We start from the raw sequence: 19,720 nt of genomic DNA on the forward strand, positions 1-19,720 counted from the left end.
TCCCGGGCGCAGCGTAGCGGCCGGGGTGGCGTGGTCCTTCAGCGGCAACGCTGTCTACGCAGCGACGCAGCTGCTGGTCGCTGTCGTCATCGCTCGGCTGGGCGACAACGTGATGCTGGGTCAGTATGCGCTGGGCCTCGCCGTCGCCGCGCCCATGGTGTTGCTGGCGAGCCTGTCGCTCCGGACCGTTCTCGTGACGGACAGCAGCGAGAAGCATCCTGTCCGCGAGTACGTCCTCCTCCGTGCAGTCGGCATGTGCGCTGCTCTTTGTCTCGTCGGTGCCGTCGCACTGGCTGTCTATTGGCCGGACTCGGCTGCGGTGGTGGTCGTTCTCGTCGGCACTGCCAAAGCAGTGGACGGAATGACCGACCTGTTCGTCGGTGTACTGCAGCGACGCGAAATGATGCGAGAGGTAGCGGTGTCGTGGATGGTGAACGGGACCTTGACGGCCCTGTTCATGACGGTTCTCCTCAGCCGGGACCACGGCATCGTCTCCGCCGTCGGAGGCTCAGTGCTGGCATCCCTGTGCTCGCTGGCATATTGCATACACACTGTGTGGCGTCCGTCCTACGGGCCGGCATGGTGGCGTGCGGCTGGGCGGACGCTGACCGAAGTTCGGTCGTTGGCTCCGGGACTCACGAGTCTGGCGCGAACCGCGGCACCGCTGGGCGCGGCCTCCTGTGTCACGTCTCTGACGGCCAACGTTCCGCGGTATGTCGTGGGGCACAGCGAGGGAGCAGGAGGCCTGGGCGTCTTCTCTGCGGTCGGGTATGCAGCACTGGCGGCGAATGTCGCCATCATGGCCGTTGCCCAGACGGTGTTGCCCAGAATGGCACGGCTGCACGCGTCCGGCCGGCTGTGCGAGCTTCGCCGGCTCGTTGCCCGGCTGCTGGCGGGTGCCGGAGTGTTCTCCGTTCTTGCCACCGCCGGATGTCTCGTGCTGGGCGGCCGAGCTCTGGAGCTGCTCTACGGGTCGGGTTACCGGTCCTACGGTCCCGTCTTGGCGCTGCTCATCCTTGCTGTGGGTGTGGGCGCCGCCTGCTTCTTCCTCGACGCCGGGCTGTCCGCCGGCCACCGGTTCCGTAGTCAGCTCGTGGTGAACATTCTGGCGCTCGGCATGACGCTGGTGTCGGCCTCCTCCCTGACCGCCCTGTACGGACTGAGTGGCGCGGCGTGGTCAGTGGTCATCTCCATCCTCTTCCAGTGCCTGGTGAAGGCAGCGTTGTTCCGTCGAGCCGTGTCGCCGCACCGCGCGGCGGCTGGGAAGGTTCCCCGTTGAGACTCGTCGTTGCCTCGGAGCACAGGTTCGAGAGAACGCCCGATGGCTGCGTCTGGGCCGTCGCAGGTGCTGACTACTCCTTCTGGAGGCGTTACCTGTCCGCGTTCGACGAGGTGCGCCTGGCCGTCCGGGTGCGCGACTGCGCGTCGGTGCCGCCGACCGCCTCACGAGTGGACGGACCCGGCATCGAGGTCTGGGGGCTGCCGAACTATGTCGGTTCCCGTCAGTTCCTGTCGAAGCGCAGCGTCGTCCGGCGCGCGTTGCACGATGCCGCCGCTCCCGGAGACGGGGTGCTGCTGAGACTGCCCTCGGCCATCGGCGGCATTCTCGCGCGGCATCGGGAGAGGGCTGGACTTCCGTACGTGCTGGAGGTCGTGGGAGACCCGTACGACGTCTTCTCGAGGGGCGCGATATCGCATCCGCTCCGGGCCGCCTTGCGGCAGTACTTCTCCAGAGCTCTCCGCAGCCATTGCCGCTATGCCTCCGGCGTGGCGTACGTGACGGGGCGGACCTTGCAGGCGCGCTATCCGGCGTCTATGTCAGCCGTCGTCGCGGAGTATTCGAGCATCGAGCTTCCACGCAGTGCCTTCGTCGATGCGGCTCGGGCGTCGAACGAACGTGGTTGTCCTTCACGCCTGATATCGATCGGTTCCCTCGAGCAGCCGTACAAGGGTATCGACGTACTATTGTCCGCGATCGCCCTGCTCAGGGCACGTGGCGAGATGGTGACGCTGACGCATGTGGGAGATGGCCGCCTTCGACGGCGGCTCGAACAGCTCGCGGAACGCCTCGGTATCGCGGACGGCGTAACGTTTGTCGGTGCCGTGCCCGGGGGCGCTCCGGTGCGGGACCATCTGCGGGCGGCTGACCTCTTCGTGCTGCCGTCCAGGGCCGAAGGTCTTCCTCGCGCCTTGATCGAGGCCATGGCACTGGGACTGCCTGCGATCGGGTCCACGGCCGGAGGAACGCCGGAACTGCTGCCGGACTGTCGTCTCGTTCGCCCCGGCGACGTCTCAGGGCTTGCGGCAGCGATTGCCCGGCTCATCCGGGATCCCGCCGCGATGGAGCGTGACTCGGCCAGAAACCTCAGTCGCGCCGGCGCGTACGCGAGTTCGGTCCTCGAAATGCGGCGAGCCAACTACTACGAATCTGTCCGTGCAGTTTTCGAGTCGGTTCTGTCGGTACGGGCGAATACTCCAGACGCTACTGTCTGAGCGATTTGACGCAATCTTCGTCGACACCTGCGCCGCCCGCGACGGGGCCGCCGGCACTCGCCTCGATGGTCGGCCTTCCCCGGCACCACACGCGCGCTGCGCCGGCGATGAAGCCGGGTCTGCGGGCCGCCTGGGTGCGCCGCAGCAGCACGACGTGCTCTATGACGTCGGCGAGTGCGGCGGCCAGGACACGTCGGTCGAACCGGCGGACCATTCTTTCCCTCGCCCGTGCGCCTCGTGCCGGCAGTTCCCCGGCGAGGAATGCGCGGTGTGCCTTGTCGAGTGCGGCCAGCAAAGCGTCCGGGTCACCGGGCGGCACGACCCAGCCGCAGTGCGGGTCGACCGTCTCAGGAAGCGCCCCTGCATCGCTGACGATGCAGGGAATCCCCATGGCGCTGGCCTCGACGGCGGCCCCGTGGTTCTCGGACAGTGAAGGGCTGACACTCACGTCCGCTGCGTCGTACATCCGCCGTACATCTGACACCGACGACAACCAGACGACGGTGTGATTCCCCGCCAGGCGGAACCGCGCGATCAACTCCTGCCGGTAAGCCTCACCGGCGGCGTCGAAACCGCCGCCGACGATCAGGAGCCGGGCGCCCGGGTGCCGCGTGGAGAAGCCCTGCCAGGCCTCCAGCAGCACGTCGTGGCCTTTGATTCCGCGACCTCGATGAACGCTGCGCTTCGGCGCATAGGCATAAGCCACCATGACGGCGACGAAGGCGTCGGCAGCGATGCCCAGCGCCGCCCGGGACTCCGTGCGCCTGCGGCGGTCCGGCGGAGTGAAGCGAGACACGTCGACGCCGTACGGAATCGGTGGAGTTCTTTCGGCAGGGAGGCCGAGCGCGCGGTATCGCAGTGCCGTGTGCTCACTGCCTGCGACGGTTACGTGGTCAAGCCGCGCCAAGGCGCGCTCCGCGGTGCGGATGATCAGCGAGTCCAGGTAGAGCGGCCCGGCAACCATGTGGATCCGGGGCACTCGCAGGCCGATGCTGCACAGCCTGGCCGCCAGGGCGGACGCGTAGAGGTGATAGTGCAGCGCGTCGGGAGCCGCAGCGGCAATCTGCCGCCGTAGCCGCCACAGTCCGGCCAACATGCGTGGCCCCGGGCGGAAGCTGAAGGAGAACGCGCTCTCCAGCACCGGAACCCCCAGGCTGTCGAGTGTGGTTCGCAGCCGGCCCGGACCGGGCGGAAGTACGACTGTGACGCGATGACCTCGAGTACGCAATTCCTCGATGTGCGGCAGAGTCCAGAGTCCGCCGTTCGCCGTCTTCAGTATCAGCAGCACGTGCATGAACGCCTCCGCTCTCCGGGCTGCGGGGTCGGCCAGGCCCGCGCGACGACGACGACCAGCACCAGCGGCAGGACATGTTTGAGGGAGAACCACACCAGGTTGTCGGCGTCCCAGGACAGCACGCTGAGGGTCGCCACGGTCAACGACGCTGACAGCATCTTCGGGGCCGTGCGCCCACCGTTCAAGGCCTGTCCGCAGTACCGCCGAGCCGTGCGGACGAGCATGCCGAGAACCACGAACGAGAACAGACCTCCGGGGGCGCCGAAGTTGAGGATGGCCTCGCCGGTGATGCCATAGACCCGCGACGACCGCACGCCCGCGTCGTACGCACCGTTGCCGTACAGCGCGTCCGTGCCGACGGCGACCTTCCCCCGCGGTCGTTCGGGTATCAGCCCTTGCGGCACGAGCAGCATCGGTGCGGCGATGTAGGTGACCCCCATGGCGGGTTTGACCTGTCCGGACCGGACCCCTTCCAGGACGGTCGCCTGGACGTCGGCCCGGCCGAGATCGCCCAGGAGCACCGTCGGGACGCCTCGTCCGGTGCGATGGGACACCTCCGCGACCGTCCGCTGCCCGTTGAGGATTTCCAGGACCTGGATACCGGCACCTTTGTAGAGCCCGTAGGCATACATGAACACCGCGAAGCCGGCGATGAACCCGAGCAACGTTCTCCGGGACAGCCGGAGGACGAGATAGTGGATCAGGATGACGCCGACGAGTACCGGCCACACGGTGTTGTTGCGGCTTCCGCGCACTCCGGAGACGGCGAACTGCACGACGGCGAAGGTAAGCCACAGGAAAAGCAGAGCGATCGGTCGGCGGGCGAGAACCTGCCGCCAGCGCACGACCGCGACGGCGAATGTCAGCAGCGGAAAGGACTCGGCCACGATGAGCATCCAGCCCCAGCCGGCCAATTCCGTCCGGTTGCTCGTCATGGTCGTGATGAAGCCCTGCACACCCCCGAACATCATCACTTCCACTATGAAGGCGGTCACCCCCATCGTGACGGCCGTGATCCCGACACGTTGAAAGACTCTTTCGTTAAGTTGCCGTGCCGGGCGTCGACGGACTGAACGGGCGCGCATCGACAAGATCGCCCGGTATGCAGCCAGGCCGACCGCGTTGAGCGTTGCCATAGCGCCCAGGCTGTTGCGCCACCCATCGCTGGGAAAGGACTCCCACATCCAGAAGTCGAGCAGCACGTGCAGGATCGGCGCCGCATAGAAGAAATGGATGCCGATCAATGAAACAAGCGCTTGCGGATCGAGTACGTCGCAGCGGCGGCGCAGCCAGTCCAGGACATCTGGGCCGAGCAGAACAGCGCAGATGGTGACGGGTGCAAGGAACCAATGGCGCAGGCGTGGGTCGAGTGTCGCCAGGATGGCGCTCACCATCGCGAAGAGGAGTGCCGCCGTCATCATGGTGCCGCGGCTCGCTACCCGCCCTGTGGGGACGGCGATGCTCGGCGTCGTCCTCCCCTGCGGCGAACTCGTCCGGCTGTCCCGGACGTGGTTGACGGAATCGCGGCTGCGGTCGGCGCGTTCCTGAACGGCCAGCCCGTAGATCATGTGGCCTGCTTCGGCGTCCTGGGTACGCACACGAGCCTATTCAAAGCAGAACTGGGCGTTCGCAGCACGAGAACCCAGGTATTTCACTACCGGCGTGCTTCGCGGCCGACCCGCTCTTGGGCTGCCAAGGAGGCGGGCGGCTGGCACGGCTCGTCAAGCATCGACCTTCTGCGTCGCGCGATTGGCGGAGCGGATTCATTTCGCCGGTGGAAAGCGTTCGCCCAACCTAGGCTGCGGTTGGCCGCTCACCTTGTGCGGACGAAGACCGGAAGGCCATTCACATGCGCGAAGGCGAGCGCTCACCCGCTCCCGAGCGGCCCCAGGGGGAGGGCGTCCGGCGTGGCCGCGTACCGCGCGTCCGGCTTCGCTCGATCCTGATGTGCGCAACCGCCGTCCTCAGCGTCGCCGGTGCCGGTACGGCTTGGGTGGGCGTCCGGGGTACGACCGCCAGGGACCACCTCCTGCGTGCGTCGGCGCTTGTCCAGCAACTCCGGCAGCAGCTTGAGGACGTCAACCCGTCGTCGCCCCGGACGCTCGCGGCGCTGCAGCGGGAAACGAGGGCCGCCCGCGCGGAGGTCGACGATCCGGCCTGGCGGATCGCTGTCCGGGCACCGGGCGTGGGCGACGAGCTGACCGCCGTTCGTACCGTCGCGGCCGCGATGGACGACCTTGCTCACGATGGTCTCCCGCCGCTGGTCGAAACGGCCGGGGTGGTCGGCGTCGGCCTGCTGGTGCCGGAAGGCGGACGTATCGATCTCGCACCGCTCCAGCACGCCGCACCCCAGGTGGCCGCTGCGGACGTCGCGATGCGCCGCGCCCGCGACCGGGTCGCCGCCATCGACCAGGACGGCCTGATCGCTCCGGTACGGACCGCGGTCGCCGACCTGGTGGCAGATCTCGACCGCGCCGCGGACACCGTAGAGGTCGCTGCGCGCAGCGCCGCCCTGTTGCCGCCCATGCTTGGTGTCGACGGCGCCCGCACGTACCTCATGCTGTTCCAGAACTCGGCCGAGGTGCGCGCCACCGGCGGCATGCCCGGCGTGTACGTCGTCATCCGCGCCGACCATGGCCGGCTCACCATCGCCGACCAGGGTACGGCCGCCGCCGACATTCGGACCTTCAAGCGTCCGGTGCTCGACCTCTCCGCGACCGATCGCGCGCTCTACAGCGACCGCCTCGGCACGTACCCGGCGGACGTCAACCTCACCCCGAACTTCGCCACGGCCGCCGAGCTCGCCCGGGAGATGTACCGCCGGCGCTCCGGCCGTACCGTCGACGGGGTCCTGGCGACCGACCCGGTCGCTCTGTCCTATTTGCTGGGAGCGATCGGACCGGTTCCGGTTCCCGGGGGTACGGCGCTGACCGCGCGCAACGCGGTGCCGGTGCTGCTGTCGGAGAACTATGCCGAGGACATCTCCGCCGAGAAGCAGGACCAGTATTTCGCCGCCGCGGCCGAGGCGGTGTTCCAAGCCGTGGTGCAGCGGTCCCTCGACCCCGCCAAGGTGCTCGCCGCCCTGGCCCGGGCGGCCGGAGAGCGCCGCCTGCTCGTGTGGAGCTCGCGGCCGGCCGAGAACGAGTTGCTCGACGGCACGGTGCTGACCGGGGTCATGCCGTTGACCGACGGCGCCCGGCCGACCGTGGGCGTGTTCCTCAACGACGGCAGCGGTGCCAAGCTCGGCTACTACCTGACCCAGAAGGCGGAGCTCTCGGTCGTTGCGGGTTGTCGGGGCGATGGGCGGCGGGAGCTGAAGTTGCGGGTGACGCTGGGCTCGAAGGCGCCGCGTTCGGGGCTGCCGCCGTACGTGCTGGGCCTGGGGCTGGCCGGCGACCCGTACACGATCCGCACCATGGTCTCGGTGTACAGCTCGACCGGCGGCGCCATCGCCGACATGCGACTGAACGGCGCCGAACAGCACTTCAGCACCGGCCTCGACCGGCGCCGGTCCGTGGGCATCGTGAACGTCGACCTGCCGCCCGGCGCGAGCCGGACCCTGGACGTGACACTGCTGACCGGGGTGCCCGCGGACGGCGATGGCGACGTCGTGACGCCGGACCTGTGGACGACGCCCGGCGTGAACAAGTGGGCGCGCTCTGTCCGTTCCGCTGACGGGTGTCCGCAAAGCCGGTAATTTCGGACCAGAAGATCGTTCATGAGGGCTCCAGTGACTTCTCGGGGGAGAACGTGCGCGCCTATCGGTTCCTTGGTCTGCTGATCGCTACGGCGACGGCTCTGCTCATCAGTCCGGCCGCGGCGCACGCGGAGCCCTACCCCGCCGAACCGCCGGCATCGTCCGTGTCGGAGGGCACGGTGTCGGCCGGCGATCCGATCACCTTCTCGGGCAGGGGCTTCCTTCCCGGCGAGACCATCGCGATCGAGGTGAACTACGGACCGGCGGACTCGACCGCCGCGTACGGAACCCGCGGATCCGGCGGGTTCGTGCTCGCCTCGCTGCCGCGCATGAAGGACTTCCAGGTGACCGCATCCGAGGACGGGACGTTCAGCACGCAGGTCCAGCTGACCCGCAGCGGCACCGTGACCCTGCAGGCGACCGGCCTGACGTCGGGCGTGACCGTCAGTGAGGTCATCCAGGTCGTAGCCGTCGACGACGGCGACAACAACAGCGGCGGTGGCGGCGAGGACCAGGACAGCGACGACACCACCTCCGCCAACGGCGGCGGCGGCAATGCCCTGCCGACCACCGGCATGTCCGGGCGGGTGCTGGCGTTCGCGCTGTATGGCGGCGGCGCGCTGCTGCTCGTCGGCCTTGCGCTCGTCTGGTTCGCCCGCAACCGGCGGCGGGGCCTCACGTGATGCGGTGAACCCACGACGGCCGGTCCCCCAGGGGGCCGGCCGTTTTTCGTCGGGTCAGAGCCAGGACAGCCACGCCTTGGGCAGCGCGGTGTAGCCGACGAAGGCGGCGATGTCGAGGAGGGCGTGCGCCACGATGAGTGGCATGACCCGGCCCTTGCGCAGGAAGAAGAGCGAGAAGACCACGCCCATCACCGCGTTGCCGACGAACGCCCCGAAGCCCTGGTAGAGGTGGTACGACCCCCGCAGGACGGCGCTGGTGGCGACCACCCAGCCCACCCGCCAGCCGAAGGAGCGCAACCGGGTCATGAGGTAGCCGACCACGACCACCTCCTCCAGGATCGCGTTCTGCATCGCCGCGATGATCAGGACCGGGATCGTCCACCAGAGATGTCTCAGGGCCGCCGGGACGATCTGCGCGTTCAGCCCGAGCTGGGCCGCCGCGAACACGAGCAGCAGGCCCGGGATGCCGATGGCCGCGGCGAGTGCCGCCCCCCAGGCCAGGTCGGGACCCGGCCGGCCCGGATCCAGACCCAGGGTGCGGACGGGTGCCAGCCGGTCGCGGTGCAGCAGATACAGCGCCAGCATCACGGGTACGAGCGCGAAGAAGATCCCGAGCAGCTGGTACGTGAGGTCGAGGTACGGCCGCGGCGACTGGGAGGGGTTCAGGGTCGCCGTCTGCTGGGACAGCGGCTTGCCGGCGGTGAGCTTGGCGATCAGGGACACCACCGCGTACACCGCCGACTGCCCGAGGGAGAGCAGCAGCACGACGACGATCTCGAAGCCGGCCTCCCGGCGGGTGGCCGGGCGGCGGTCGACCTCCACCGTCACGAGCCGATCTCACTGACCTCGGCGAACGGCTTGGTGTCCTTCCAGACCACGTGCACGATGAAGCTGTGGTTGACCTCGTTGAAGTAGACCGCGAGGTTGTCCGGGGAGTTCTGCACGGTCGCCACCGCGTAGCCGTCGTTGGGCGTCGCCGTCACGAGCTTGATGATGCCGTCCGATCCGCGGATCACGGTCTGGCCGCCGTCCACCCGGAACGACCGTAGGTAGCTGCGGTTGCCGTCGCTGTCCGTGGTGACCGTCCAGCCGTCCTCGGTCGTGGTGGTCGTCGTGATCTTGCTGGGCGACGGCGGTGGCGTGGCCGTGGTCTTCGCGGGCGGCGGTGACGTCTTCGAGCGCGACGGGCTTCGGGCTGCGTCCGGAGACTTCGTCGCGGCGGGGGACGTCGGGCCGGCGGTCGGGGGCGGCGGAGCGACGGGTGCGGGGGTCGGCGTGATCTGCTCCGAGTCGCGCAGCTGCTCGACCGAGACCAGCGCACTCTCGTCCGCCGTGGCGGTGCGCAGCACGGGCAGCATCGCCACCGACGCCAGCGCCACGCTGGTCAGCGTGGCCGCGCACCAGCCCAGCAGCGGGAACCAGCTTCCGGGAGATCGCACGTGGCCATCGTCTCACCTCCCCCTATGGTTGTGCCCATGGCGTTGATCCTGCTGGTCGAGGACGACCGCAACATCACCGCGGCGCTGACCCGGGCGCTGACGGACGCCGGGCACGTCGTCCGTCCGGTCGGGCAGGCCACCGAGGCGCTCAAGATCCTTACCGAGGAGCGGCCGGAGCTGGTGATCCTGGATCTCGGGCTGCCCGACATCGACGGCACCGACGCGCTGCGGATGATGCGGCAGGTGTCCGAGGTGCCGGTCATCGTTGCCACCGCCCGGCGCTCCGAGGCGGACATCATCAGCCTGCTCAGCGCCGGCGCCGACGACTATGTGACGAAGCCGTTCTCGAGCGGGCACATCCTGGCGCGGATCGCCGCCGTGTTACGGCGTACCCGGGCCGCGGTCGACACCGCACCCAGCGTGATCACCGTCGGGGAGCTGGAGATCAATCCCCGGCAGCGGCGGGCCGCGCTGCGCGGTCAGCCGCTGCAGCTCACCCGCCGCGAGTTCGACGTCCTCACCTACCTCGCCGAACGGGTCGGGCAGGTGGTCAGCCGGCGTGAGCTGCTCACCGAGGTCTGGAACCAGTCCCGCATCGGCGAGGAGCAGACCATCGACGTGCACATCTCCTGGCTGCGGCGCAAGCTCGGGGAGACGGCGGCGGCGCCGCGCTTCCTGCACACCGTACGCGGGGTCGGCGTGATGATGGTCGATCCGCGGTGAGATGGGAGCTGAACCGGCTGGCGCTCGCCATCACCTCGATGGTGGCGCTGGCGTTCCTGGTGCCGCTGATCTACGCGACCGGGAAGATCGCCCACGACCGGGCCATCGGCGACGCCCGCCAGCAGGCCGCCGCGATGGTGGCCGCGCTGGCCGTGAACTCCGACCCGCAGCTGCTGACCAGCGCGGTGGCCAGCACGGTCGCCGGCAGCGCGGGGCGGCTCGCCGTGCACCTGCCCGGCATCGCCCCGGTCGGTACGACCCACGTGAGCGATGCCGATGTCGAGCAGGCGAACCTGTACCGCCGGCCGGTGACCGCGGAGACCACGGGCGGGATCGCGTACCTGCAGCCCAGCGTGCTCAGCGACGGCCGGTCCGTGGTCATCGAGGTTTACGTGCCCGACAGGGACATGCGCGAGGGGGTGTGGCCCGCCTGGCTCGCGCTCGGCGCCCTCGCCGTGGTGCTCGTCGCGGGCTCGGTGCTCTTCGCCGACCGGCTCGGCGGCCGCCTGGTCCGCGCCACCCGGCAGTTGGCCGGCTCCAGCCGCCGCCTCGGCGCCGGTGACCTCGCCGCGCGCGTCGAGCCGTCCGGGCCGCCCGAGCTGCGCGACGCCGCCACCGCCTTCAACACGATGGCCGCCGACCTGCGCCGGCTGCTCGACGCCGAACGGGAGCTGGCCGCGGACCTCTCGCACCGGCTGCGTACCCCGTTGACGGCGCTGCGGCTGGATGCCGAGACCATGCCGCCCGGGCCGATCGCCGACCGGATGCGGCAGGCCTGCGACATGCTCGACGAGGAGCTCGAGGCGATCATCGCCGGGGCGCGGCTGGGCGTCGAGGCGCGCAACAACGAACAGGCCGACCTGGTCGAGGTGCTGGCGGACCGGCTCGCCTTCTGGTCGGCGCTGGCCGAGGACCAGTTCCGGCCCTGGGAGGTCGTCGGCGGCGACGTCCCGGTCCTGGTGCCGCTGCCGCGCAGCGAGGTGATCCTGGCCGTGGACTCGCTGCTCGGCAACGTCTTCGCGCACACCCCCGAGGGGGTGGCCTTCCGGGTCACCGTGTCGCCGGCCGGGCTGCTCGTCGACGACGCCGGTCCCGGTGTCGCCGATCCGGCCGCCGCGGTGCAGCGGGGCGTGAGCGGGGCCGGATCGACCGGACTCGGCCTGGACATCGTGCGCCGGGTGGCCGAGGCCGCGGGCGGGCGGTTGGAGATCTCGCGGGGGCCGCTCGGCGGGGCGCGGATCGGGCTGCTGCTTCCCGTACGCGAAAGACCGGTCCCGGGTCGGCGGCGGCATGCGGCTTCATGAGGCTTTCCGGAGTCTTTAAGGCTCCGTTATGGAAGGCCTCGATAGCTTTCCCCGCGTCAACCCAACGACGTGAGGAGACGAAGATGCGTAGGTCGATCGCATACCCGCTGGTGGCACTCGGAGCGGTGGGGTCGACCTTGGCGGTCACGTCACCGGCCCTCGCCCACGGCTACGTCTCCGCTCCGCCCAGCCGCCAGGCCCTCTGCGCGTCGGGTGCGGTGAAGGACTGCGGCGCGATCCAGTTCGAGCCGCAGAGCGTCGAGGCACCCAAGGGGCAGAAGTCCTGCAACGGCGGGGTGGCGCAGTGGTCGGTGCTCGCCGACGAGAGCCGCAACTGGCCGGCGAAGGCGGTCGGCAAGAACGTGACCTTCACCTGGGTCATGACGGCCCGCCACCGCACCAGCAACTGGGAGTACTTCATCGGCGGCAAGAAGGTCGCCACCGTCGACGGCGGCAACGCCCAGCCGGACGCCGTCGTGACGCACAACGTCGACCTCAGCGCCTTCCCGGGTAAGCAGACGGTGCTCGCGGTCTGGAACATCGGCGACACCGCGAACGCCTTCTACAGCTGCATCGACCTCAACGTGGGCGGCGGCGCCGGCGACACGCCGACCACCGCTCCCACCACCCGGCCGCCGGCCACCACGCCGACCACGGCCCCGACCACCGCTCCGACCACCCAGCCGCCGACCGAGCCGACGACAGAGCCGACCACCGCCGCGCCGACCACGGCCGCGCCGGGCGGAGCCGCCGGCGAGTGGGCGCCGGGCGTCGCGTACAAGACGGGTGACGAGGTGACCTACCAGGGCAAGAAGTACAAGTGCCGGCAGGGACACTCCTCGCTGCGCAGCTGGGAGCCCTCGATCTACACCCTCGCCCTCTGGCTGCCGCTGTGAGGCGCCTGGTCGTCGTCCTCTCCGCGGCCCTGCTGCTCGGGGCCTGCGGCACGGCACCGGACACCCCGGCGCAGGTGTCGACCGACGCCAAGGCGGTGGTGCAGGCGGAGGGCAAGTTCAACAGCACCGACGTCATGTACCTGCAGATGATGGTGGCGCACCACGAGCAGGGCCTGGAGATGGTCCGCCTCGCCGAGAAGGCCGCGCAGCGCGACGAGATCAAGACCCTCGCCCAGGCGGTCGACGCCACCCAGTCGGACGAGGTCGCGATGATGAAGGAATGGCTCACCGAGTGGAAGAAACCCACCACGGTGGATCACGCGCCCAGCGCGCACGCCGACCACGGCGGCCTGCCGGCGACCGGTGACGAGGAGATCGCGGCGCTGAAGAAGGCGAAGGGCGCGGCGTTCGAGACGGCGTTCCTCAACCTCTTCGTCGCCCACCAGCACAACGCGGTCGAGATGGCTCAGCTCGAGCGGAAGGACGGCGTCAACACCGAGGCCAAGGCCTTCGCCGAACGGGTCAAGGAGAGCCGCACCGACCAGATCAAGCAGATGCTCACGCTGATGAACAGCTGACCGGCATTCCCCGGCTGGAAGTCGCCGTCCAGTCGCCGGTCCCCGAATACGGGCACCCCGGTCTCCCCCTTCAAGACCGTCGAGCCCGGCGCCTCCGGCCGGCCCGTTCGCGGGCCGGCCGGAGTGTGTGTTGCATTACGGGTGCTTCATAAACTGCGCACCCCTGGTGCCGATCAAAGGGGTCAGTCGGAACTCCGGGGGAGTAATCATGGTCGTGGTCATCGGCGCCGTCGCCGCAGTCGTAGGTCTGATCGTCGGGTTCGTGGTCGCGCGAAGCACGCGCCGCCAGGACCCCAGCTTCGAGGTGCTCGAGAAGGCCGCGGCCGGTGATCTCACCGTACGCGTGGACGAGGACGACCTCACCCCCGCCGGCGAGAACCTGAACCGCCTCCTCGACCGCTTCACCGAGGTCGTACGCCTGTCGGAGGCGACGAACGCCAAGCTGGTCGGCGCCACCGAGCGCCTGCACACGCTCGTCGGCGAGATGGCCACCGGTGCCCACAGCTCGGTGACGACGGCGGGCGAGATCCTCCGCGCCTCGCAGGAGGTCTCGGAGAACATCGCCACCCTGGCCGCCGGCGCCGAGCAGATGGGCGCCAGCATCCAGGAGATCTCGCGCAGCGCCTCCGAGGCGGTCACCGTCGCGGCCGACGCGATGGAGGTCTCCGGCGACGCCAGCCGCACGATGACCAAGCTCGGCGACTCGTCCGCCCAGATCGGCGACGTGGTCCGCGTGATCACCGCGATCGCGGAGCAGACCAACCTGCTCGCCCTGAACGCCACCATCGAGGCCGCCCGCGCCGGCGAGATGGGCAAGGGCTTCGCGGTCGTCGCCAGCGAGGTCAAGGACCTCGCCCAGGAGACCGCCAAGGCCACCGACTCGATCACCACCCAGGTCGGCACGATCCAGTCGGACACCACCGGCGTGGTCGACTCGATCACCCAGATCGGCGAGGTCATCGGCAAGGTCAACGGCTACCAGACCACGATCGCCTCGGCGGTCGAGGAGCAGCACGCGACGGCCGAGCAGATGACGCACAGCATCGCGGCCGCGGGCGCCCGGGCGGCGCAGATCGCCGAGGCCATGACCCGGGTCGCCGAGGTGCGCGCCGAGGCCAAGGTCACCGTCGACCAGGCCGACGAGGTGGCCCGCGAGCTGCGCGAGGCCGGCATGGAGCTGGCGAACGCCCTGCGGACCCTCCGCGTCTGACCCCTACCACTTCCTGGCGGCGCCCGGACCCGGCTTTCCCGCCGGAGCCGGGCGCCGCAACCGTTGCGGTTGCGGTTGCGGTGTTCCGGGCCGGACCCCCGAAGGAGCCCAGAAGCGCTTCCCGATAGGGCGGATGGCGCCGAGATACGGCGCCACTTTCCTTGTGGAGGTGCCGCCACCGTGGCTCCGATGTTCGCACCGCTCCGGGAGCGCAACTACCGCCTCTGGGCCGCCGCCGACGTGGTGTCGACGGCCGGCACGTGGATGCAGGTGCTGGGGCTCAACTGGGTGGTCCTCTCGGCCACGGGCTCGGCCGCCACGATGGGCGTCGTCGTGATGCTCCAGGCGCTGCCGGTCCTGCTCCTGGGCAGCTGGGGCGGCGCCCTCGCCGACCGCCTCCCGGCCCGTCCGGCGCTGATCGTCTTCCAGTCCCTGCGGGCGCTGCTGGCCCTCGCCCTCGTCGTCGACACCGGCCACCTGTGGCCCGTCTACGCGGTGGCCCTGGCCTCCGGCGTGATCAGCTCCGTCGAGGGCCCGTGCCTGGGCCGCTTCGGCTCCGCCCTGGTGCCGCCGTCCGCGCTGGGCTCGGCGCTGGCGCTGGGCTCGGTGCTCAGCTCGGCGGGCCGCATCGTCGGCATGTCCCTGGGTGGCATCCTGGTCGGCGTCACCGGCGCGGCCTCGCTCTTCGCGATCAACGCGGGCACGTACGTCGCGGTGATCGCGGCGCTGGCGGTCATGCGTACGGGCTCGATGCGCACCCTGGCGGCGTCGGCCCCGGGAGAGGGCGGCGTCCGCGCCGGCCTGCGCTACCTCGCCGGCCAGCCGGTCGTCCTGGTGATCCTCGCCCTCTCGTTCATCCTCGGCTCCCTCGGCCGCAACTACCAGGTCACCATGGCCGCCATGGTGGCCGGTCCACTGCACGGCGGCTCGGCCTCCTACGGCATGCTCTCGACCGTCTTCGCCGTGGGCGCGGTGGCCGGCGGCCTCCTCCTGGCCGGCAGCGGCCGCTCGACGCTGCGGATCCTGCTCGCCTCGGGCGTCACCATCAGCCTGCTGCAGCTCGCCGCCGGCCTGGCCCCGAACGTCCTCGGCTTCGCGGCCCTGATCCTTCCGATCGCCGCCGGAGCCGTCATCTTCGACACGGTCATCTCGACGCGGGTGCAGCTCGACACCCGCGAGGACATGCGAGGCCGCGTCCTCGCCACCCTCGGCGTGGTGTCGTCCCTCTCCGGCATCGTGGGCGCCCCGCTGATCGGCTGGCTGTGCGACGCCCTGGGTGCCCGCGGCGCGCTGGTCCTGGCCGGTGTGGTGACCTCCGCGGCGGCGATCGGCGGCGGATACCTGCTGGCCCGCTTGAAGGGCCGGACGCTGTCGGTGCGTACGTTCGCCGCATTCCTGCCGGTCCCCGGGCGCCGCACGGCGGACCAGCTCGCCTGACGTTCCCGGCGGTCGGATAGCGTGAGCGCGTTCGGCGGAATCGGCGCTAGGGGAACACGTGGAGCTGTTGCACTCGGGCAAGGTCAGGGACGTCTACGCCGACGGTGACGACATCCTGCTCGTCGCCACGGACCGCGTCTCCATCTATGACGTGGTGCTGCCCACCGACATCCCGGACAAGGGCAAGATCCTCACCCAGCTGTCGCTGTGGTGGTTCGAGCAGCTCGCCGACGTCGTGCCGAACCACGTCATCTCGGCGACCGACGTGCCCACCGAGTGGGCCGGGCGCGCGGTGCGGTGCGAGCGGCTCGAGATGGTCATGGTCGAGTGCATCGCCCGCGGCTATCTGGCCGGGTCCGGGCTCAAGGAGTACGAGAAGAGCGGCGCCGTCTCGGGGGTAGCGCTGCCGCCCGGCCTCATCGAGGCGTCGAAGCTGCCCGAGCCCGTGTTCACCCCCACGACGAAGGTCGCGCCCGGCGAGGGGCACGACGAGTTCATCACGTACGAGGACGTCGAGGGTTCCGTCGGCGCCGACGTCGCCGCCGAGCTGCGGCGGATCACGCTGGAGGTGTACCGGCGGGGTTCGGAGATCGCGGCGCGTCAGGGGATCATCATCGCCGACACGAAGATCGAGCTGGGCTTCTCGGGCGGGTCGCTGAAGCTCGCCGACGAGCTGCTCACGCCCGACTCGTCGCGGTTCTGGGCCGCCGACGAGTGGCAGCCCGGCGGCACCCCGCGCTACCTCGACAAGCAGTATCTGCGCGACTGGTCGGCGAAGTCGGACTGGGACCGCACCGCGCCCGGGCCGGAGATCCCCGACGAGGTCGTCGAGGCCACCCGCAACCGCTACGTCGAGGTCTACGAGCGCCTCACCGGCGACCGCTGGCGCTGACCTAGCTGCCCTGGGTCTCGCCGGTCGTTGCGGAGTCGGCGGTACGGGCGTCGTCGTCCGTCGCCGAGTCGTCGTCGACCGGTGTCTCTCCCGCGGCTCGCAGGGCCTCGTCGTTGCGGACGATCTCCGCGGCTTCCTCGCTGCTCGGCCGGGCGTCGGGGTCCGTCATGGCGTGTCTCCGATCAGAGCGGGGCGCCGGGCCGGTGGGTCGGCGTCGTCGGGAGGGCGGCACCCGGACCGGTCCGGGTCCGCATCAGGTGGGTGCCGTACGCGCCCGCGATCACTGCGACGACCACCCCGGTCCAGCCGCCGAGGATGATGCACAGCGGCGCGACCGCCCAGAGCAGGACGCCGAGCCGGATCGTCGGGCGCGTGCCGGCGACCTTCTCGAGCCGGCGGGCGAAGGCCGGGTCGTCGGCGCGCAGGTGCGAGACGATGGCGTCGAAAGCGGGGTCGGGCATCGTGTCCACCTTTTGCGGGGCGATTGCCGACGGGCTCTACCCCTGCACCGCGCCGTCCAAACCCGACCGGCGCGTCAGGCGTACTGGACGGCGTGTTCGTGCGCGAGGCGAGGCAGGCGCGGGAACCACGCGTTCTCGCCGGGGTGGCCGATGTTGACGACGAGCAGCGTCTTGAACCGCCCGTCGGGGAAGAAGTCCTTGTCGATCGCCTCCCCGTCGAAGCCGGCCATGGGCCCCGCGACGAGCCCTTCCGCCCGTACCGCGAGAAGGAAGTAGCCGATCTGCAGGTCGGCGCTGAACCGGCCCATCTCGTCGCGCCTGGCCGGGGCGTCCGCGAGGACGTCCCGCAGGGCGGGGTTGACCGGGAAGATCTCGGGGATGTGCTCGTGGAAGTCGGTGTCCACCGCCAGGACGGCGCTGACCGGGGCGGATTCGGTCTTGGTCCGGTTCCCCTCGCTCATGTGCCCGACCAGCCGGGCCTTGGCCTCCGGCGTACGCACGAAAAGCACCCGCAGCGGCTGCGTGTTCGCAGCGGTCGGCGGCCACTTCGCCAGCTCCCAGACGGCGGCGAGCTCCTCGTCGCTGACCGGGGTGTCGGCGAAGGTGTTGGCGGTGCGGGCATCGGTGAAGAGCAGCGAACGGCCGGTCTCGTCGAGGCGGGGCAGGCGGCTCGCAGGCGCTACAGAAGTCGTATCCACTTCTAAAAAGCTAGCGGCTTCGCATCGTAAAGTCTCGTGACGTGATGCTGTCGACATCGGGGAATAACGGGCCCTCAGCTGGGCAGGTGTTCCTCGGCCCAGCGCGAGATCTGCTCGAGCGCCGGCATGAGCGCCAGGCCGCGCTCGGTCAGGGCGTAGGAGACGGTCACCGGTGGGCCGGGTTCCACCGTACGGCTGATCAGGCCCGCCTCGGTCAGGGACACGAGCCGGTTGGAGAGCACGGAGTCGCTGATCCCCTCGATGGCCCGCGACATCTCCCGGAACCCGGCCGGTCCGCTGCTCAGCGAGCCCAGCACGGCCGCGTTCCACCGCTTGCCGAGGAACTGGAACGCACGCGTCAGCGCTGCGTCGCCGCGGGAGCATTCCTCACCGCTGACGTGCGCACGCTGCTGCGCCGTGGTCACCCGGCAAACGTAACACCGGCGCGCTCGCCCGGGATCAGGCGAGAACGGTCGAGGTCCTTGAGGTGCGCCGACCAGAGCGCGTCGAGCGCCGCGTCGGCCGGTGGGCGGACGCGCTGGCCGGAGGCGAAGATGTGGTTCCAGTTGTGCCCCGGCACGCCGTGCAGCAGCTCGGCGAAGGGCAGGCGGTCGGCGGCCGGCAGCACCCGGTCCCACCGCACCTCGGAGTAGTAGGTGACCTTGCGAGGGTCGCCGGCCCAGTGCGGCGCCGGGAAGATGACGCCGTCGGCGAGGCGGCCGCTCGCGACGATGCCCCGCTCGCTCTTCTGGCGCAGCAGGAACACCCGGTCGCCCGCGGCCGCACCGGACCGGCGGGATCCGAAGCTCCACCGGCCCTGGACGCCGCGACCTGCGGCGGTCGCCTCGATGTCGCGGCGGTAGTTGGTGGGGAAATAGCCGGTGTCGCTGCCGTCCCAGGTCAGGATGAAGGTGGTCAGCGCTTGTCCAGGGTGAGTTCGGGTTCGCGGTGCCGGGGCCAGGCGGCCTTGCTGCCGCACGCGTCGCAGCTGAGCTGCTCACCGCAGTGCGAGCACCAGTCGTTGGTGCGTCGCAGGTACCAGCCGAGCGCCACGCCGGCGAGCAGGCTGGCCAGGCCGACCAGCGCGGCCAGGGCGACGGCTCCGGTCATCGGGCCGGACCACCGAACACCGACGCGCCGTCGCCACCGCTGCGGGGGCGACGGAACGCCAGCGCGTTCTCCTGTGGACGGTCCAGTGCCGGGTCCTCGTCGGCGCGGGAGGTCACATAGGAGGCGGTGAAGGTGTCCACACCGGTGCCGAGGTTGGTGCCCGGGCGGTAGGTGACCGTCACGGCACGCGGCGATGCGGCCTCGATCACGCCCGCGCGCCAGCCGTCGCGGTAGACCCAGACCGGGTCCGCCTTGTGGTAGCTGTCGGCCGGCGCGATCTCCGCCGGGTCACGCTGCGGTGGGGCGATGGTGGGGGTCGACATCGAGAGTCTCCTCCGATCCCGGGAACGACTCGGTCGTCGGTGCTCCATCGGCGATCGCCGAGCTGTGACGCCGACCGTCACGCTGAAAAGGACATACCTTTCAGCACGCTGTGTCAGCAGCCAACCAACCGCCTGTCAGATATCATGCTCGGGATCAAGTGCGTCCGCAAGGCCGGATGCACGTGCATCCGCTACGTGCGTGCCGGTGGGGGCTGGCCGAACGTTCGGTTTTCCGCCGGGCGATCTCACCCTTAGGATGCATTGGGCAACGGAGCTGCAACTTGCAGTTTCGAGGGACGAATCGGACGAGGAGCCAGGTGAGCACGGGTACGCAGGAGGAGGCGCCGAACAGCGGCCCCACCGTGCTGCGCATCCTCCTGGGCGCATAGCTCCGCCGCCTCCGCGAGGGCAAGGGCATCACCCGTGAGGACGCCGGCTACGAGATCCGCGCCTCCGGCTCGAAGATCAGCCGCATGGAGCTC

General features: G+C 70.2%; 22 protein-coding genes and 1 pseudogene. 12 read left to right on the plus strand and 11 right to left on the minus strand.

What is annotated here, in order from left to right; genetic code table 11:
• Nucleotides 1–25: 25 nt before the first annotated feature.
• Both AB0J80_RS24110 and AB0J80_RS24115 read left to right on the plus strand, forming a co-directional pair.
• A complete protein-coding gene (locus tag AB0J80_RS24110) occupies nucleotides 26–1,279 on the plus strand; it encodes an oligosaccharide flippase family protein (RefSeq protein WP_364708719.1) in 1,254 nt (417 codons plus the stop codon).
• On the plus strand, nucleotides 1,276–2,493 hold the full coding sequence (locus AB0J80_RS24115; protein WP_364708722.1) for a glycosyltransferase: 1,218 nt from the start codon (nucleotides 1,276–1,278) through the stop codon (nucleotides 2,491–2,493). The genes AB0J80_RS24110 and AB0J80_RS24115 overlap by 4 nt, the downstream gene beginning before the upstream one ends.
• Here the strand turns inward: AB0J80_RS24115 and AB0J80_RS24120 are convergent.
• A complete protein-coding gene (locus AB0J80_RS24120; protein ID WP_364708724.1) occupies nucleotides 2,483–3,787 on the minus strand; it encodes a glycosyltransferase in 1,305 nt (434 codons plus the stop codon). The genes AB0J80_RS24115 and AB0J80_RS24120 overlap by 11 nt on opposite strands.
• Nucleotides 3,772–5,355, minus strand: coding sequence for a hypothetical protein (locus AB0J80_RS24125; protein ID WP_364708727.1), 1,584 nt, complete (start codon nucleotides 5,353–5,355; stop codon nucleotides 3,772–3,774). Before AB0J80_RS24125 ends, AB0J80_RS24120 begins: the two co-directional genes overlap by 16 nt.
• A gap of 377 nt (nucleotides 5,356–5,732) precedes the next feature.
• Here AB0J80_RS24125 and AB0J80_RS24130 point away from each other — a divergent pair, with 377 nt between their 5' ends.
• The gene (locus AB0J80_RS24130) at nucleotides 5,733–7,484 is read left to right on the plus strand and encodes a DUF4012 domain-containing protein (protein ID WP_364708729.1); all 1,752 of its coding nucleotides are present in this window, start codon (nucleotides 5,733–5,735) and stop codon (nucleotides 7,482–7,484) included.
• A gap of 53 nt (nucleotides 7,485–7,537) precedes the next feature.
• On the plus strand, nucleotides 7,538–8,167 hold the full coding sequence (locus AB0J80_RS24135; protein WP_364708732.1) for a hypothetical protein: 630 nt from the start codon (nucleotides 7,538–7,540) through the stop codon (nucleotides 8,165–8,167).
• Between the two features lie 54 nt (nucleotides 8,168–8,221).
• Here the strand turns inward: AB0J80_RS24135 and AB0J80_RS24140 are convergent, their stop codons facing one another.
• Complete coding sequence (locus AB0J80_RS24140) at nucleotides 8,222–8,995, minus strand: CPBP family intramembrane glutamic endopeptidase (RefSeq protein ID WP_364708735.1); 774 nt, start codon at nucleotides 8,993–8,995, stop codon at nucleotides 8,222–8,224.
• Nucleotides 8,992–9,606: a DNA mismatch repair protein MutL gene (locus tag AB0J80_RS24145; RefSeq protein ID WP_364708738.1), complete on the minus strand. Its 615-nt coding sequence runs from the start codon at nucleotides 9,604–9,606 to the stop codon at nucleotides 8,992–8,994. The genes AB0J80_RS24140 and AB0J80_RS24145 overlap by 4 nt, the downstream gene beginning before the upstream one ends.
• 36 nt (nucleotides 9,607–9,642) lie before the next feature.
• Here AB0J80_RS24145 and AB0J80_RS24150 point away from each other — a divergent pair, with 36 nt between their 5' ends.
• The 7 genes from AB0J80_RS24150 (at nucleotide 9,643) to AB0J80_RS24180 (ending at nucleotide 16,646) form a co-directional block, all read left to right on the plus strand.
• Entirely contained in the window at nucleotides 9,643–10,329 is a 687-nt protein-coding gene (locus tag AB0J80_RS24150) for a response regulator transcription factor (RefSeq protein ID WP_364708741.1), read from the plus strand.
• Nucleotides 10,326–11,633, plus strand: coding sequence for a HAMP domain-containing sensor histidine kinase (locus AB0J80_RS24155; RefSeq protein ID WP_364708744.1), 1,308 nt, complete (start codon nucleotides 10,326–10,328; stop codon nucleotides 11,631–11,633). The genes AB0J80_RS24150 and AB0J80_RS24155 overlap by 4 nt, the downstream gene beginning before the upstream one ends.
• A gap of 83 nt (nucleotides 11,634–11,716) precedes the next feature.
• The gene (locus AB0J80_RS24160; RefSeq protein WP_364708747.1) at nucleotides 11,717–12,529 is read left to right on the plus strand and encodes a lytic polysaccharide monooxygenase; all 813 of its coding nucleotides are present in this window, start codon (nucleotides 11,717–11,719) and stop codon (nucleotides 12,527–12,529) included.
• A gap of 74 nt (nucleotides 12,530–12,603) precedes the next feature.
• On the plus strand, nucleotides 12,604–13,107 hold the full coding sequence (locus AB0J80_RS24165) for a DUF305 domain-containing protein (protein ID WP_364708820.1): 504 nt from the start codon (nucleotides 12,604–12,606) through the stop codon (nucleotides 13,105–13,107).
• Between the two features lie 208 nt (nucleotides 13,108–13,315).
• Nucleotides 13,316–14,317: a methyl-accepting chemotaxis protein gene (locus tag AB0J80_RS24170; protein ID WP_364708750.1), complete on the plus strand. Its 1,002-nt coding sequence runs from the start codon at nucleotides 13,316–13,318 to the stop codon at nucleotides 14,315–14,317.
• Nucleotides 14,318–14,506: 189 nt separating this feature from the next.
• A complete protein-coding gene (locus AB0J80_RS24175; protein WP_364708753.1) occupies nucleotides 14,507–15,754 on the plus strand; it encodes an MFS transporter in 1,248 nt (415 codons plus the stop codon).
• A gap of 58 nt (nucleotides 15,755–15,812) precedes the next feature.
• Nucleotides 15,813–16,646 (plus strand): phosphoribosylaminoimidazolesuccinocarboxamide synthase, encoded by an 834-nt coding sequence (locus tag AB0J80_RS24180; protein WP_364708755.1) that lies wholly within the window; start codon nucleotides 15,813–15,815, stop codon nucleotides 16,644–16,646.
• Between the two features lies 1 nt (nucleotide 16,647).
• Here AB0J80_RS24180 and AB0J80_RS24185 read toward each other — a convergent pair whose 3' ends face one another.
• From AB0J80_RS24185 to AB0J80_RS24215, 7 genes are all read right to left on the minus strand, one after another.
• Entirely contained in the window at nucleotides 16,648–16,815 is a 168-nt protein-coding gene (locus AB0J80_RS24185) for a hypothetical protein (protein ID WP_364708757.1), read from the minus strand.
• 13 nt (nucleotides 16,816–16,828) lie between these two features.
• A complete protein-coding gene (locus AB0J80_RS24190) occupies nucleotides 16,829–17,107 on the minus strand; it encodes a DUF3040 domain-containing protein (RefSeq protein WP_364708760.1) in 279 nt (92 codons plus the stop codon).
• 74 nt (nucleotides 17,108–17,181) lie between these two features.
• Nucleotides 17,182–17,805: a malonic semialdehyde reductase gene (locus AB0J80_RS24195; RefSeq protein ID WP_364708763.1), complete on the minus strand. Its 624-nt coding sequence runs from the start codon at nucleotides 17,803–17,805 to the stop codon at nucleotides 17,182–17,184.
• A gap of 74 nt (nucleotides 17,806–17,879) precedes the next feature.
• Nucleotides 17,880–18,230 carry a helix-turn-helix domain-containing protein gene (locus AB0J80_RS24200; protein ID WP_364708766.1) on the minus strand — a complete coding sequence of 117 codons (351 nt, stop codon included), beginning with the start codon at nucleotides 18,228–18,230 and terminating at the stop codon, nucleotides 17,880–17,882.
• Complete coding sequence (locus AB0J80_RS24205) at nucleotides 18,227–18,784, minus strand: hypothetical protein (protein WP_364708769.1); 558 nt, start codon at nucleotides 18,782–18,784, stop codon at nucleotides 18,227–18,229. The genes AB0J80_RS24200 and AB0J80_RS24205 overlap by 4 nt, the downstream gene beginning before the upstream one ends.
• Entirely contained in the window at nucleotides 18,721–18,915 is a 195-nt protein-coding gene (locus AB0J80_RS24210) for a hypothetical protein (protein ID WP_364708772.1), read from the minus strand. Before AB0J80_RS24210 ends, AB0J80_RS24205 begins: the two co-directional genes overlap by 64 nt.
• The gene (locus AB0J80_RS24215; protein WP_364708775.1) at nucleotides 18,912–19,238 is read right to left on the minus strand and encodes a hypothetical protein; all 327 of its coding nucleotides are present in this window, start codon (nucleotides 19,236–19,238) and stop codon (nucleotides 18,912–18,914) included. Before AB0J80_RS24215 ends, AB0J80_RS24210 begins: the two co-directional genes overlap by 4 nt.
• 317 nt (nucleotides 19,239–19,555) lie before the next feature.
• Between AB0J80_RS24215 and AB0J80_RS24220 the strand changes: the two are divergent.
• Nucleotides 19,556–19,720 (plus strand): annotated as a pseudogene (locus AB0J80_RS24220) (helix-turn-helix domain-containing protein); the annotation flags it as partial.

The sequence above is a fragment of the Actinoplanes sp. NPDC049548 genome (assembly GCF_040676695.1).
Taxonomy (GTDB): Bacteria; Actinomycetota; Actinomycetes; order Mycobacteriales; family Micromonosporaceae; genus Actinoplanes.

What these genes read in the sequence shown, in the direction of transcription:
- AB0J80_RS24120 (WP_364708724.1), bottom strand. Translation starts at nt 3,787, where the DNA reads ATGCACGTGCTGCTGATACTGAAGACGGCGAACGGCGGACTCTGGACT.
- AB0J80_RS24125 (WP_364708727.1), bottom strand. Translation starts at nt 5,355, where the DNA reads ATGATCTACGGGCTGGCCGTTCAGGAACGCGCCGACCGCAGCCGCGAT.
- AB0J80_RS24130 (WP_364708729.1), top strand. Translation starts at nt 5,733, where the DNA reads ATGTGCGCAACCGCCGTCCTCAGCGTCGCCGGTGCCGGTACGGCTTGG.
- AB0J80_RS24150 (WP_364708741.1), top strand. Translation starts at nt 9,643, where the DNA reads ATGGCGTTGATCCTGCTGGTCGAGGACGACCGCAACATCACCGCGGCG.
- AB0J80_RS24160 (WP_364708747.1), top strand. Translation starts at nt 11,717, where the DNA reads ATGCGTAGGTCGATCGCATACCCGCTGGTGGCACTCGGAGCGGTGGGG.
- AB0J80_RS24170 (WP_364708750.1), top strand. Translation starts at nt 13,316, where the DNA reads ATGGTCGTGGTCATCGGCGCCGTCGCCGCAGTCGTAGGTCTGATCGTC.
- AB0J80_RS24175 (WP_364708753.1), top strand. Translation starts at nt 14,507, where the DNA reads ATGTTCGCACCGCTCCGGGAGCGCAACTACCGCCTCTGGGCCGCCGCC.
- AB0J80_RS24185 (WP_364708757.1), bottom strand. Translation starts at nt 16,815, where the DNA reads ATGACGGACCCCGACGCCCGGCCGAGCAGCGAGGAAGCCGCGGAGATC.
- AB0J80_RS24190 (WP_364708760.1), bottom strand. Translation starts at nt 17,107, where the DNA reads ATGCCCGACCCCGCTTTCGACGCCATCGTCTCGCACCTGCGCGCCGAC.
- AB0J80_RS24210 (WP_364708772.1), bottom strand. Translation starts at nt 18,915, where the DNA reads ATGACCGGAGCCGTCGCCCTGGCCGCGCTGGTCGGCCTGGCCAGCCTG.
- AB0J80_RS24215 (WP_364708775.1), bottom strand. Translation starts at nt 19,238, where the DNA reads ATGTCGACCCCCACCATCGCCCCACCGCAGCGTGACCCGGCGGAGATC.